Annotated in this window: 10 protein-coding genes; 8 read left to right on the plus strand and 2 right to left on the minus strand. The window is 56.2% G+C overall.

Annotated elements, in window-relative coordinates; genetic code table 11:
* Window positions 1-4: 4 nt before the first annotated feature.
* Together ileS and lspA are read left to right on the plus strand one after the other, a co-directional pair.
* Complete coding sequence (gene ileS, locus ACQE3D_RS01695; RefSeq protein WP_313729272.1) at window positions 5-2,830, plus strand: isoleucine--tRNA ligase; 2,826 nt, start codon at window positions 5-7, stop codon at window positions 2,828-2,830.
* The gene (lspA, locus tag ACQE3D_RS01700; RefSeq protein ID WP_071160292.1) at window positions 2,823-3,302 is read left to right on the plus strand and encodes a signal peptidase II; all 480 of its coding nucleotides are present in this window, start codon (window positions 2,823-2,825) and stop codon (window positions 3,300-3,302) included. Before ileS ends, lspA begins: the two co-directional genes overlap by 8 nt.
* Window positions 3,303-3,419: 117 nt before the next feature.
* Here the strand turns inward: lspA and pgi are convergent, their stop codons facing one another.
* A complete protein-coding gene (gene pgi / locus ACQE3D_RS01705; protein ID WP_064029058.1) occupies window positions 3,420-5,060 on the minus strand; it encodes a glucose-6-phosphate isomerase in 1,641 nt (546 codons plus the stop codon).
* 289 nt (window positions 5,061-5,349) lie between these two features.
* Here pgi and ACQE3D_RS01710 point away from each other — a divergent pair, with 289 nt between their 5' ends.
* The 4 genes from ACQE3D_RS01710 (at window position 5,350) to ACQE3D_RS01725 (ending at window position 8,235) form a co-directional block, all read left to right on the plus strand.
* Window positions 5,350-5,943, plus strand: a complete 594-nt coding sequence (locus ACQE3D_RS01710; protein WP_064029060.1) for a hypothetical protein — start codon at window positions 5,350-5,352, stop codon at window positions 5,941-5,943.
* 129 nt (window positions 5,944-6,072) lie between these two features.
* Window positions 6,073-6,981 (plus strand): cupredoxin domain-containing protein, encoded by a 909-nt coding sequence (locus tag ACQE3D_RS01715; protein WP_313729271.1) that lies wholly within the window; start codon window positions 6,073-6,075, stop codon window positions 6,979-6,981.
* A 63-nt stretch (window positions 6,982-7,044) separates the two neighbouring features.
* Entirely contained in the window at window positions 7,045-7,467 is a 423-nt protein-coding gene (locus ACQE3D_RS01720; protein WP_064029063.1) for a YqaA family protein, read from the plus strand.
* A gap of 6 nt (window positions 7,468-7,473) precedes the next feature.
* Window positions 7,474-8,235, plus strand: a complete 762-nt coding sequence (locus tag ACQE3D_RS01725; RefSeq protein WP_064029065.1) for a hypothetical protein — start codon at window positions 7,474-7,476, stop codon at window positions 8,233-8,235.
* Window positions 8,236-8,264: 29 nt separating this feature from the next.
* Here the strand turns inward: ACQE3D_RS01725 and ACQE3D_RS01730 are convergent, their stop codons facing one another.
* Entirely contained in the window at window positions 8,265-8,825 is a 561-nt protein-coding gene (locus ACQE3D_RS01730; RefSeq protein ID WP_313729270.1) for an MOSC domain-containing protein, read from the minus strand.
* A 254-nt stretch (window positions 8,826-9,079) separates the two neighbouring features.
* On the opposite strand from ACQE3D_RS01730, the gene ACQE3D_RS01735 reads away from it, so the two are divergent.
* The gene (locus ACQE3D_RS01735) at window positions 9,080-12,532 is read left to right on the plus strand and encodes an FG-GAP-like repeat-containing protein (protein ID WP_313729269.1); all 3,453 of its coding nucleotides are present in this window, start codon (window positions 9,080-9,082) and stop codon (window positions 12,530-12,532) included.
* 18 nt (window positions 12,533-12,550) lie between these two features.
* The gene (locus ACQE3D_RS01740) at window positions 12,551-14,587 is read left to right on the plus strand and encodes a cytochrome c family protein (protein WP_313729268.1); all 2,037 of its coding nucleotides are present in this window, start codon (window positions 12,551-12,553) and stop codon (window positions 14,585-14,587) included.
* Window positions 14,588-14,632 lie beyond the last annotated feature (45 nt).

Below are 14,632 nucleotides of genomic sequence, written 5' to 3' on the forward strand. Positions count from 1 at the left end.
GAGCATGGACTACAAACAAACCCTGAACCTCCCCAAGACCGAGTTCGCGATGAAAGCCAATCTGGCCCAGCGCGAGCCGGAGATGCTGAAACAGTGGAACGAAAACCAGCTGTATCAAAAAATTCGCGAGGTTTGCGCCGGCCGGCCCAAGTTCGTGTTGCACGACGGCCCCCCTTACGCCAACGGCGCGATCCACATCGGTCATGCCGTCAATAAGGTCCTGAAAGATATCATCGTCAAATCGAAGACCCTGGCCGGTTTCGATGCACCCTATGTGCCGGGTTGGGACTGCCATGGTTTGCCTATCGAATTGATGGTTGAAAAGTCGGTCGGCAAGGCCGGCGTCAAGGTTTCGCCGGCCGAATTTCGCAAGGAATGCCGCGCTTACGCCAAGAAACAGGTTGGCATTCAAAAAGAAGAGTTCATTCGTCTCGGGGTATTGGGCGATTGGGACAATCCCTATCTGACGATGGATTTCGCCTTCGAGGCCGACATCGTCCGCGCCTTGGGTCGCATCGCCGCCAAGGGTCATCTCAGCAAGGGTTTCAAGCCGGTGCACTGGTGTACCGATTGCGGCTCGGCGCTCGCCGAGGCGGAAGTCGAATACGAGGACAAGCACTCGCCGGCGATCGATGTGCGCTTTGCCGTCGTCGACGAGCATGCCTTCATGGAAAAATGCCATCACGCCGGCGACCGCGAAGGTAAAGGCCCGCTGTCGGTGGTGATCTGGACCACCACGCCGTGGACCTTGCCCGCCAACCAGGCCGTGGCCTTGAATCCGGAGCTGGAATACGCCGTGGTGCAATGCGAGATCGACGGCCAGACCGAGCGGCTGCTATTGGCCGAGGCCTTGTTGAAAGACGCCGTGTTGCGTTACGGTATCGGCGAGCACCACATCGTCGGCTACTGCAAGGGCAACGCGCTGGAAGGCTTGTTGTTGGAGCATCCGTTCTATGACCGGCAAGTGCCTATCATCCTCGGCGAACACGTCACCACCGATGCCGGTACCGGCGCCGTGCATACCGCGCCCGGCCACGGCCAGGAAGACTACGTGGTCGGCATGAAATACGACCTGCCGGTCGATAATCCGGTCGGCGGTAACGGCGTGTTTCTGCCCGGTACCGAGTTATTCGCCGGCCTACACGTATTCAGTGCCAACGACAAAGTACTGGACGTGTTGCGCGAACGCGGAAAGCTGTTGCACCACCATGCCTTGCTACACAGCTACCCGCATTGCTGGCGGCACAAAACCCCGATCATCTTCCGCGCCACGCCGCAATGGTTTATTTCGATGAACCAAAATGGTCTGCGCGACACTGCATTGAACGAAGTCAAGCGCGTCGATTGGGTGCCGGATTGGGGCCAGGCACGCATCGAGGCGATGATTTCGAATCGCCCGGACTGGTGCGTCTCGCGCCAGCGCACCTGGGGTGTGCCGATTGCCTTTTTTGTGCATAAAGAAAGCGGCGAGCTGCATCCGCGCAGTGCCGAATTGATCGAACGAGTCGCGCAGCGTATCGAACAACACGGCATTGATGCCTGGTTCGAGCTGGATGCGGCTGAGTTATTGGGTGCCGAAGCGGAAGACTACGAAAAAGTCGCTGACACGTTGGATGTCTGGTTCGACTCCGGCGTGACCCACGCCGCCGTGTTGGAACGCCGCGAGCAACTGAAATTTCCGGCCGATTTGTATCTGGAAGGCTCGGACCAACATCGCGGTTGGTTCCAGTCGTCGCTGATGGCCTCGGTGGCGATGAACGACGTCGCGCCGTATAAGGAAGTGTTGACCCACGGCTTCACGGTCGATGCCGAAGGCAAGAAAATGTCCAAATCCAAGGGCAACGTGGTGCTGCCGCAAACGGTGATGAAATCGCTGGGCGCCGACGTGTTGCGGCTTTGGGTGGCCAGTACCGACTACCGCTACGAAATGTCGGTCTCCGACGAAATCTTGAAACGCACTTCCGACGCCTATCGCCGCTTGCGCAATACCGCGCGCTTTTTGCTGGCAAATCTGGACGGCTTCGATCCCGCGCATCATCTGGTCGCCAAGGATGACTTGCTGGCGCTGGACCGTTGGGTAGTCGACAAGGCCTGGCAGTTGCAGGAAGAAATCAAGGCCGCTTACGACAGCTACCAATTCCAGGTGATCTATCAAAAAGTGCTGAATTTTTGCAGCATAGACTTGGGTGGCTTCTATCTAGACATCGTCAAGGATAGGCAATACACCGCTAGGGAAGATTGTCTGGCGCGCCGCTCCGGCCAAACTGCGATGTATCACGTGGTGGAGGCGTTGGTACGCTGGCTGGCACCCATTACCAGCTATACCGCCGACGAAATCTGGTCTGTCATTCCCGGCCAGCGAGGCGAATCGGTATTTATGGAAACCTGGTACCAAGGCCTGTTCCCGTTGGAGGCCGATGCCACGATCAATCGCGACACTTGGGAGAAGGTCATGGCGGTGCGCGCGGCGGTTTCCAAGGAACTGGAAGCCCTGCGTAAAGACGGGGCGATTGGCGCGTCGTTGAATGCCGAAGTCGAACTTTACTGCGACGAGGTCTACGGCGCGGAATTGAACAAGCTGGGCAAGGAGCTGCACTTCATCTTCATTACGTCGAACGCCGGCGTTTCCGATATGCGATTCTGCCCGGACGATGCGGTCGCAACCGACATCGACGGCTTGAAGGTCAAGGTCAGCGTCTCCGAACAACAAAAATGCGTGCGCTGCTGGCATCAGCGCTACGACATCGGCGAACATCCGGAGCATCCGGAGTTGTGCGGCCGGTGCGTCGAGAACGTGGCGGGCGTAGGCGAGACGCGATTGTATGCTTAAGTGGTTATGGGTTTCCGTATTGGTGTTGGTGCTCGATCAGGCCAGCAAACTGGCGATCGACGCCCACTTTCAGCTCTACGAATCAATTCCGCTGTTGCCGAATTTCAATTTGACTTACGCCCGCAATACCGGCGCCGCGTTCAGTTTTCTGGCCCAGGTCGGGGGATGGCAGCGCTGGCTGTTCGCCGGACTGGCGGTAGTGATGAGCGGTATTATCGGCATTTGGCTGTACAGGCTGAAACGGCACGAAACCATGATGGCCTGGGCCTTGTCGCTGGTGTTGGGCGGCGCGATAGGCAACCTCATAGACCGAGTGGCCTATGGTTATGTGATCGATTTTCTCGATGTTTTTTACCGGGATTGGCACTGGCCCGTCTTTAATATTGCGGATTCGGCGATCTGCGTCGGCGTTGGCTTGATGGTGTTGGAGAGCTTCGGCATCGGGCGACGAACGGCGGAGGTTCTGGAGTAGCGTTGCGCCAACCAGTTGACTTGCCGCAACGAACCCTATCGGTTGCGCGATTGGTATCGGTAAATTGCGGCGTCGGTTGAGGATCTAAGGCTCGCCAGTTTGGCGAGCCTTTTTGTATCAAGCTTTCCGTAAGCGTTTGTAAGCGTTGATCAAACCATTGGTAGAAGAGTCGTGGTCGTCGATGACATCCTCATTCTTCAATTGCGGAAGAATGGCGCGAGCCAGCACTTTGCCGAGTTCCACGCCCATCTGGTCGAACGAATTGATGTTCCAGATCACGCCTTGCACAAAGATTTTGTGTTCGTAAAACGCGATCAGCATCCCTAGCGTTCTCGGCGTCAGCTTTTTGAATAAAAAGGCATTGGACGGTTTATTGCCTTCGAAAATTTTCGAGGCAATCAGCGCGTCGTCCAGATTAGGTTCGTGACTTAGGTCGTTACGGACTTCGGCTTCGGTCTTGCCGCGCATTAGCGCTTCGGCCTGCGCCAGGAAATTGGAAATCAGGATGTCGTGATGATCCGGCAAATCGTACTGGCTCTGAGCCGCCGCCAAAAAGTCGCCGGGTATCAGTTTGGTGCCTTGGTGGATCAACTGAAAAAACGCATGCTGACCGTTGGTGCCGGGCTGGCCCCAGATGATGGGGCCGGTGTTGTAATCGACTTTGTCGCCATTGACCGTCGCGCTCTTGCCGTTGCTTTCCATGTCGCCCTGCTGGAAATAGTCGGCGAAGTATTTTAGCGATTGCGCATACGGTAGGATTGCGTAGGTTTCGGCTTCGAAGAAGTTGTTATACCAAATCCCAAGTAGGCCCATGATGACCGGGATATTTTGCTGATAGGGCGCGGTACGAAAATGTTGGTCGGCCAAGTGCGCGCCCATCAACAGCTCCTCGAAGTTGTCCATCCCGATGTACAACGCGACCGACATGCCGATCACCGACCACAGCGAATAGCGGCCGCCGACCCAGTCCCAGAATTCGTACATATTCCGCGGGTCGATGCCGAATTCCTTGACCTTTTCTTCGTTGGTGGAAATCGCAATGAAGTGTTTGGCCATGTGTCCGGGGTCCCGCGCGGTTTTGAGAAACCAGTTGCGCGCCGAACGTGCGTTGGTCATGGTTTCCTGGGTCGTGAAGGTTTTGGATGAAATCAAAAACAGGGTGGTTTCCGGGTTTAGCGGCGCCAGGGTTTCGACGATGTCGGTCTGGTCGACATTCGAAACGAAGTGGGCTTTCAAGCCCTCCTTACCGTAGGGAGTTAGCGCGGTATCGACCATTTTCGGCCCCAAATCGGAGCCGCCAATGCCGATATTGACGATGTCGGTAATCGCCTTGCCGGTATAGCCGGTCCAGGCGCCGGAACGGACTTGTTCGGTGAATACCCGCATGCGCGACAACACGGCGTTGATTTCGGGCATGACGTCCTCGCCGCGAAAATAAACCGGCGTGTTGCTGCGATTTCGTAGCGCGGTATGCAAGACAGCGCGTTTTTCCGTGGTATTAATGATGGAGCCGGAGAACATCGCCTCGGTTTTTTCCTTCAGCTTGGCGCGTTCCGCAAGCTGAATCAACAGCGGCAGCGTTTCCTCGGTGATGAGATTCTTGGAGTAATCAAACAGTAAATCATTGAAGGTCACCGAGAAGTTGTCGAAGCGATGTTTATCCTTGTCGAACGCATCCTTCATGCAAAATTTGCCGGCAATTTGTTGGTGGTGTTGTTTGACGGCTTTCCATTCGGCGGATTCGATTAGTTTGGACATATATTAGTGAGACAGGATGAGAGATTCTTTCAGCTGATCAGAACAGATCGGCGCAGTTTGGGAGAGAATTCATAACCCCATTATAAAGATTGTCTTTGATTGCTGACAAAAAAAATTGAACATAGCCGGTCGCCAACTATTGCCTTTCTTTGGATAGGGTGATGTGCTAGAGTTAGCGCCGGTTTAAGGCCGATTCGAGCGGATTTCTTGCACGGCGGCTTTAACGATATTCGTGCATAAGTGCATGAATCATAATAAAAAATGATATTAGAACACGGGAAGGGTGTATATGAGAAACTCACGCATAGTTAGAAAAGGCTTGTTGGTATTGTGGGGTCTGTTTTTTTCCTCCGCGCTTTGGGCGCACGGTGGCGCGGCCGGTACCGATACGGACCAATGTAAATTCGAGCTGGAGAAAGACCACTGGATCCACTACACAGCCTATCAGCCCCAAGCTTATCCCGCCGAAGAATTCTGCGGCAATATCCCCGATACTGCTACGTTGACTCAATTGGTATTTGACTATCAAGATCAACGCTATCGCGGTATGGCGGTGGAATTCGAAGTCACCAAGGAGCCGGAAGGCAAACGGGTGTTTTTCCAGGGCGCCGAGAAACACAAATCCGGTACCGTCGTTCTGTCGTTGCCGCAGGGCGTGCCCGAGCAAGGCAAATACCTGATTCATATCACGCTGCTGCAAGATAACGGCGAGCGTTTGGACGCACACATGGGCTTTAAGGCTGGAGCAGGTCAACCGACTAGCAAAGGTAGCATGGGGTTGTACGCTTTGGTTTTGTTTGCCGGTCTGTACATTCTTTATCTGTCCAACGCCGGTTTCAAACGTCAAATCGACGGATTGTTGGGTAAAGCCAAGGAGTTTTAAGGCTTGCGGTATCCGCCATTCCGTCGGTGCTACGCGGCGGAATGGCTTGGGCATTACACACACGTGTATGCCCGCGTCGGAACAGTAGATGGACAGTATTAAGATTCGCCCCTCAGAGGTAAACCCGCCATGTTCGAAAAGAACAAACTCGCATTCCTAGCCCCGTTAATCTGCCTACTCTCGCTATCCTCGGCCCGCGCGGTCGAGATCGAGGATCACAACCAGATGATGAATCACGGCGACGGGCATCTGATGGACATGGAGGGCGCCATGGTGATGGGACAAAACACCGATACACTGCCCGGCGGCTGCGAAAAAATCGCCGCTACCAAAGAAATTACGGTTCGGGCTGGGCACAAGTATTCGGAGAAATTTCCTGGAACGATGTACGCGTTCGATCAGCAGGAGTTTCACTTCGAGCCTTGTACCAAACTCACCGTTCACTTCATCAATGAGGACCAAATTCGCCATCAATGGATGATGCACGGTCTGCCTAAGTATTTGTACCCGAAAGGCATGTTTCACCTGGAGGTCAGTGGTCCCGGTAAAGTGTCCGGCACTTTGATTTTGCCGCCCGGCGATAAAACCTATCTGGTGCATTGCGACATTGCCCAGCATATGGAAAAAGGCATGAAGGGCCAGTTGAAAGTCGGCAAGGGCAGTGAAGATTTGCCGAGTATTCCCGGCGTGACGCCAGCGGTGTTTCCGGACGATTACAGCGGAAAGGTTTACGATCCTAAAGTCGACGCTCCTGTGACGCCGGTTGCCCTCGCTCAGCCGCCGGCACAGCCTGCCGCGCCAGTCGCCGCGCCCGCTCCGGAGCCCGGCTTTATCTCCGGCGGCTCCGTGATCGGCTTGGCAATCGGTCTGGTATTGGCCCCCTGGCTGGTCAAGCGCTTTAAAGGCATGTCGGCCGGCGAAATCGTCGCGACATTGATTGAGCAAGCCGCTCATTTAGTGAGTGTCGCGATAGAGTTTATCGCTAAATTGATCAAATTGGTCGGTGGCAAAAAAGCGATTCCGCTCCCCGATAAATAATTCGTTACTTATCAAGCCCCTGAAACTTGCGGTTTCAGGGGCTTTTTTGCGGGACAAAACACCATGCCGTTCGAATCCTGGGGCCTGATCGGTTTATTCGCCAGCGCCTTTATCTCCTCGACCGTCGCGCCGGGCGGATCCGAAGCGGTGCTGGCCTATTTGGTAAGCCGGCACGGCCACTCGGTGCTAGAGCTGGTAGCGATCGCGAGTGTCGGTAATACCCTGGGGGCGCTGACCACCTGGTGGCTAGGACAGTGGGGGGCGCAAAAATACCCGGCTGAATCCCTGGTCAAAGATCGGCAAAGATCGTTGCAAACGATCCGGCGCTGGGGGGCTTGGGCCTTGCTGCTTTCTTGGTTGCCTTTAATTGGCGATGGCCTGTGTTTTGCCGCCGGCTGGTTGAGGTTATCCTTTTTGGCCTCGCTGACCGCGATATTTTTCGGTAAAGTGCTGCGCTATATTGCCGTGGCTTACGTTTTCGTTTGATCGCCTATGAGTTTTTTCTCGCTCCCTCATTTTCCGTCGGTCGACTGTCAGGCTGAACACCGCTCGCGCGACTACCAGATCGCCGCATTCACGTTCGTGACTACCACGATCTGTCTGACCACCGATGGCTTCGCGCCGCAATTCATGCAATATCTACTGGCGTTTTTCGGCTGGCTGTTTTTGTTTGCCTGGTTGCGCGGCGAATGTAAATACGTGCGGACCCAGGTTGCGGTCGCCGTGACGTTTGCGGTGATTGGCGAATATTTCGCGTCGGTCTACATGAAGGGCTACATCTACCGTTTCGGCAACGTACCGGCTTACGTGCCGGCCGGGCACGGTCTGGTCTACTTGACTGCCGTGGCTTTGGGGCGCTCCGGATTGTTTCAACGCCACGCTCGTCGGATCGCCGTGTTGGTGGTCGCTGCTTGCGGCGGTTGGGCGGCGGTCGGTCTGAGCGGCTTGGTACGGCTGGACATCATCGGCGCAGTGCTGTTTTTGGTGTTTTTAGCTTATCTGTTTAAAGGTCGCTCGCCGATGGTTTATCTCGGCGCGTTCTTTATTACCTCATGGCTGGAAATTGTCGGTACCGGCGCGGGCACCTGGGCTTGGGCCGAGATCGACCCGGCCTCGCATTTGCCCCAAGGTAATCCGCCCAGCGGCGTCGCGGCTTGGTATTGTCTGGTCGATGCGGTTGCGATTGCCGGCGCCGGGCCGGTACTGCAACTATTCGGCAAGACCGCGCAAGCCTTACAGCGGCAACGAGCTTGACGTAGTTGGGCGCGAACGTCTAGCCGAATTTATTGATTCGCCGATTCGGTCCGCACCTGGATCAAGTTAACCGAATCGCCGACGCGAATTTTGCCGCCCGTCAAGATCCGCGCCGTGACGCCGCCATGCCCTCGCAGCGCGTTATAACTCCCCATGCCCAACTCGGCCGCTATCTTTGAACAAGGATCGCAAGGACCGGTCACTTGCATGCGAACTTCCTCGCCTATCGCCCATTCCAACCAGACACCCGGAAACAGTGAGCGCATTCCGATCAGATTTATGCCGGACACCAGCAGATTTCGCCGCAAGCGAATCGGGTTCAATGTCGCAAGACCACACCAGTTGGCAACGAGAGGCAAGTGTTCGGCTTGGAACAACGTCAATTCGCGCTTCGATGCCTGCCGGCGGGTAGCGCGGTGGTCGCCGAGCAAGCCTCGTCCCGGTTCGGCGATGGCCTCGCCGACCGATAGCGCCGGTTCCCGGCGCAACGGGCGTAAGATGATCGCTTCGATACGGCCCGTGGTATTGAATTGCTGGCTGAGATCGCGGAGAGTCGTAATGGAGATCGGCGCGGATAAATTGGATGGCATAAGCCCTTGGTATTGGGGTTTCGGTAACCGGCGAGTGGTTCAGTCGGCCGTCAAGCGTTTTTGATATTCCATCGTCTATTCGTCGGCGCTTCTGGTACAAGCGTCCGCGGACGGGTGAGTAACTTCATTTCTTTTTCGGTCCGGTTAGGTTAGATTTTATCGGTCTTTATCGGCCGGAGCTCTTAGGATGTTTCATTCGGTTGCGATAGTAGCGTTGAACCTCACCCCCATCTCCATCGACCGAGAGTTGCCCCATGCCAGTCCGCTCAGTTTTGACGCCGCTCGATGTATTTTGTACCGTTTTATTGGTGGCGTTGCTAGGCGCGGTGATCTTTTTGACGCCGGTCGACATACCGGATGGCTTTCCATTCCGGGCCGAGGCCATACCGACGTCTAAGTTGGTCAAGGCGGCGCATCCGTCGGCGGCGACGTTCGCCGATCGGACCTGGGAGTCGGGATTAATGTTTTCCCATCAACAAGGCGACGAACATCTGGCCGGCATCGACGAGTCTTTAGGTTCGGGAGCGTGCGCGGCGGATTTTAATAACGACGGCTATGTGGACTTGTTTCTGGTGAACGGCTCCGGGCAAACCCGTTATTACGGCAAAGCGTATTGGTGGCAACAAGCCGAGGGTAATGCGCTTTTTTTGAATGAAGGCGGTCGTTTTAGAAATGCCACCGAAGAGAGCGGATTGGTCAGGACAATCTGGGGCATGGGCTGTTTGGCGGTTGATTTGGATAACGATGGCAACACCGATTTATTGGTGACCGGCAAAGACGGCAACCTGCTCTACCGCAATAGCGGCGCGGGGCGTTTCGTCGACGTGACGGCCGATGCCGGGTTTGCCGGCGACGGGTGGGCGACGTCGGCCGCGGCGGCCGACTTTAACCGCGACGGTCTGTTGGACCTCTACGTCGGCCAATTCGTCGATTTCGAGAAAGGTAAGAAAACCTTCGAAGCCAACAGCCAATTTGTCGGCGAAAAAAAAGGCGTGTTCGACGCTAGTCTGTATCCGGCGCTACCCAACCGTCTGTATTTGAATGACGGCGGCTTTAAATTCCGGGAAATCGCCGAGGCTGCGGGAGTTCGGGATGCCGACGGCCGCACCCTGGATGTGAGCTGGCAAGATTTGGATAGCGATGGTTGGCCGGATTTGTTGGTGAGTAACGATCGCGGCACCGGCTCTAACAGCGCTTATCTGAACCGGAGTGGTGAGCGGTTCGAAGCCGGAGGCCAAGCCTTGGGCTTGCGGTCGGCGTTGGGCAATCGCGGCATCGCCTCCGGTGACTTGGATGGCGATGGGCGTGGCGATCTGGCGGTGGCCAGCGCCGCCGGTGAAAATACGGTTGCGTTAATCCGGGAAACGGCGGCGGATGGGAGCGAGCATTTTAAGGATAAGGCCAAGGAAAACGGCATCGGCGCCAATCGCTATCTCAGTCTGTCCGGTTGGTCGCCGTTGATTCACGATTTCAATAACGATGGGTTTGACGACCTGCTTCTGGCCGCCGGACATTTGGAGCCCGATCCCGACACCGCCCGAATCAGCCAAGGGCAAGCCAAACAACTTTGGCTAAACGACGGCAACGGTCAATTTGTAGACGCGGGTAGCGAAGCGGGTTTGGCTCTGAAAGACGCTCAGTCGGCGCGCGGCGCGGTGGCTGCGGACTTCGACAACGATGGGGATATCGACGTCTACGTCAGTCATAACAACGATTTGGGCCAGTTTTTAGCGAACGAGTCGCCGCCTCGGCATTGGTTAGGCTTGAAATTGGTCGGCGAAAAATCCAACCGCGATGCAGTCGGCGCGGTCGTCCGTGTGTATGCGGCCGGACGAGTTCGAATCAAATCGGTGCTTAGCGGTGAAGGATTTTTGTCCGATAGCGACAAGCGTTTGGTGTTTGGGTTGGGAGACACCGCTGCGGTCGAAAGATTGGAAATCGCGTGGCCGAGCGGCCTTCGCCAGACGCTGCATCCAACCGTTATCGATCGTTATTGGTTGATACGCGAGGGGAGCGACGAACTCGTCGCATTGGGCGGATCGCAATCCGGTCCACCGGTGCGGCCGCAACTGAGATTGAAATTGGGGGCCGACCGTCCGGAACTGCGGATTCGCTATTTGCACCTGCTAGAGCATCGCCAGTCCGAAGCCGATATTTGGCCGGAATTGACGGCCGGCGCGCGCGATCCGGAGCCAGCGGTGCGACGCGCGGCTATCGATATCGCGGCTCGGGCCGGCAATGGGCGGGGATTAGGCCTACTGATCCAGTCCCTGGAAGATTCCGAGCCAGCCAATGCGGTCGCCGCGGTCGCCGGCCTGCGAAGTCTCGAGGACGAAGCGTCGGTGCGCTGGCTGCTCAGGGCGTTCTCGCGGGAGAGCGCCGAGGTCAAAATCGCACTCGCCGATACCTTTGCCTATTTCTTTCAGGAAGAAGAGGCGGTGGTTTACCGCAAGTATTTGGCGGTGCCGTATTTGATTCGCCTGCTGGAGGACGCCGAGCCGAGCGTGCGCGTCGCCGCCTCGCGGGCCTTGGCGAATGCTGAACGCTTTCGGGGTGTGCATGCCTTGCTTGCCGGCTTGAGCGACAGTGATGCCTCTGTCCGGGCGGAATTCGTCCGCGCCTTGGGATTGATAAGGCAGACCGAGGCTAGTCCAAAACTGGCTAAGCTACTAACCGATGAAACGCAGGAATCACAGGTTGTCGCCAATGTGTTCGTAGCTTTGAAGCGATTGGGCGATACGGAAAATGCCGGCAGATTGTCGGATTACATTGGTGGACGTGGCGATTTCTCGGGCTTGGCGCAAGACAAGCGGTTGGCGACGCTCGAATGTTTGCTGGCGCTTGGCGACGAAGCGGCGGTATTTAATGCCGATGAAATCAATTCGTTGGTTCGAGAAAGTTTCGGGCGAACGAAGCCGACTGAAACCGCGTTGCGCGCGCGTTGGATTTCTATTTGGCGGTATGTGGCCGACCCGGCGGGTTCGGCTTGGTTGGTGGCTCAAACCAGGGCCGCCGAAGCGGATATCCGCACAAGGGCTTTCTCGGCGCTATCGACTCAAAACCCTCGCGACACCGAGTTGTTGCGACAAGCCTGGCGCGACCCGGACGAGTCGATTCGCCGATGGGCGCTCATCGAGCTTCTGAAGCGAAAAATCGACCTGGCGCGCGACGAGTACCAGTCGATTTTGAAGAGTTCGGACTGGCGAGAAGTGGCTGTGGATGCCTGGATGGAGCAGGGTTTGCCCGGAGATTCGTCGCGCTTGCTAGAGGCGCTGTCGGCGGTGTTTCCAATGGCCGGCAAGCCGGCGACATTGGCATCGGTTTGCGGCAACTCCGACATGCGAATTCAAGCGCTTTGCCCGGTATTGTTGCTCGCCGATTCGAACGCCGAAAGCCGTCGGCTTGCTGGGCAACTGTTAGCAGACCGTTCGACGGCCTTATCCTTACGTCAGGCGGTGTTGGCGCGGTTGACGCCGGTCTTCGAGCCGGATGCGCTGAATGTCGTGTTTGCTCTGGCTCAGGCCAAAAAAGATCCGTTACGCCACGCGGCAATAGAGAAGTTGTTGACGTTTGATGGGGAATCGTTGGTCGCCTTTGCGCGGAAAATCGCCGACAATCCTAGCGAAGACCCTGAAATTCGATTCCTGGCCGTCGAGTTTTTACTGCGCAACGGTGATCAGGCTGCGCTGGACATACTGTACAGATAACACCACGCGGGGAAGCTTATGAACGTTTCGAATAGCCAAATGATCGCCGAGCGCCGCTTCGCCCGGCCCTTGGTCGCCGTGACGGCCGTGTTGGCGTTGAGCGGATATATCAGTTGGTGCTGGCCTGGGTTCTCGGTAACCGAGCAATGGCTGTATTTGCTGCATACCTTGTTGGGCCTGGTGGTCGCGGCGTTGCTGGCGCCATATTTGATCTTGCATTTTCGGCGCACGATAGGTCTCAGGCGTTCCTGGATTGCGTTTTCCGGCATCTTGACCGCGCTGCTGTTTTTGGCGCTTGCGCTGACCGGAGTTCAGATTGCTTGGCAAGGCCAGTCGGAAGCCGGACGCTGGATTTTCGAATCCCACGTAGGCTTGTCGGTCGGTGTGTTGCTAATGACGCTCGGACATGTGTTGTTTCACGCGGTGTCTTTGCCGGAACGCAGAAAACGAAACGAACCCAGCCGATTTCCCTCGCTAATCGGCGGAATGACAAAGGCGGTCATCGGCTCGGTGGTTGTCGCGGCGATAGCGGTGCTGGTGGCTAGCGCGGCTTATCAATGGCGCACAAGCCCTTATCGGGACGCGCCGGCCGTCGAGCCTTATCTCTACAGCTACGGCGAACATCCTTTTCGGCCCAGTCAAACCGAGACCAGTACCGGCGGTTTTTTCGATCCCCGGCGGATAGGGGCTTCCGAGCGGTGTGCCAGTTGTCATCGCGAGATCGCGGAACAGTGGAAGGCATCGATTCATTCCCAGGCCGCTTCCGACAAAACCTACCAAACCAATATCAAGCTGCTTTCAGAGCGCAAAAACATGGAAGCCACCCGCTATTGCGAAGGCTGCCACGCGCCGGCGGCATTGTTGAGCGGACAACTAACCACGGGCGGTAAGCTTGATACGCCAGGCCATCTGCAGGAAGGCGTCAGTTGCATGACTTGTCATGGCATCGAGCGCATTGAGCATCTAAAGGGCGTCGCCAGTTATCGATTCGCTCCGCCCCAACCATATTTGTTCAACGGCGCCGAGCGAGCGCTGCCGGTGTTTTTGCATAATCTGCTGATTCGCTTGAAACCCGAGCAGCACAGGGCCGATTTGGCCAGAAATGTGTTGTCGACGCCGGAAATGTGTGCGACGTGCCATGCTCAGTTTATGGACAAGGATTTTAATAACTGGGGTTGGGTGAAAATGCAGGACGATTACACGGCTTGGCTGAACGGACCGTATTCCGGCCAAACCCGACAGACTTTCGCTCATGCGCAACAACGCCGCTGTCAGGATTGCCATTTTCCGTTACAGCCGGGTAGCGACCCTTCCGCGAGTAGCAGCGGATTGATCAAGACCCATTTCAACGTCGGAGCCAACACGGCCATTCCCTGGGTGACTCGAAATCAGGCGCAACTTGAGCGAACGCGTCGGTTTTTGACGGCCGATCAAGTCAGGATCACTATTGACAAGCCGAATCGTAGTGACGCCGTTGAAAGCGCCCGTCATGTCGACCCGGCCTTGATCGCGTCTTCCGAGGCGCCGGCGTATTGCTACTTGGGCGAAGCCGTGACCTTGAAAGTCGCGGTGACTAATGCCCAAGTCGGTCATGCCTTTCCCGGTGGAACTACCGATATCAACGAAGCGTGGATACACTTTCTGGTTAAAGACGGTCAGGGCCGGACGGTCTACGAATCCGGACAATTGGATGCCGGCAACAATGTCGAACCGGCCGCGTATTTTTACCGCTCCATTCCAATCGATCGGATCGGCAACGCGGTTTGGCGCCACGACTTGTTCAACATGGTCGGCGACAGTTTCAAGCGCATCATTCCGCCTGGCGGTACCGATGTGACGAGCTACGTATTCAACGTGCCGGACGACATTAAAGGGCCACTAACCATCACGGCCGGCGTCAATTACCGCAAATTGAATAACCGTTATGCGCGTTGGGCGTTGAAGGATGAGCAAGTCGAGCTGCCCATCGTGGAAATGGCTTCGACATCGCTGGTTTTACCGGTGCGGATTAAACCGGAAGTGGTGAATAACCTCCAAGTCGATTCCGGCCGGTAAGTCATTACCGTGGCAGGGAGTTGTTGGTTTTTTTTACACTTTTTC

Source organism: Methylomonas sp. MS20, assembly GCF_050275925.1.
GTDB classification, from domain to species: domain Bacteria; phylum Pseudomonadota; class Gammaproteobacteria; order Methylococcales; family Methylomonadaceae; genus Methylomonas; species Methylomonas koyamae_A.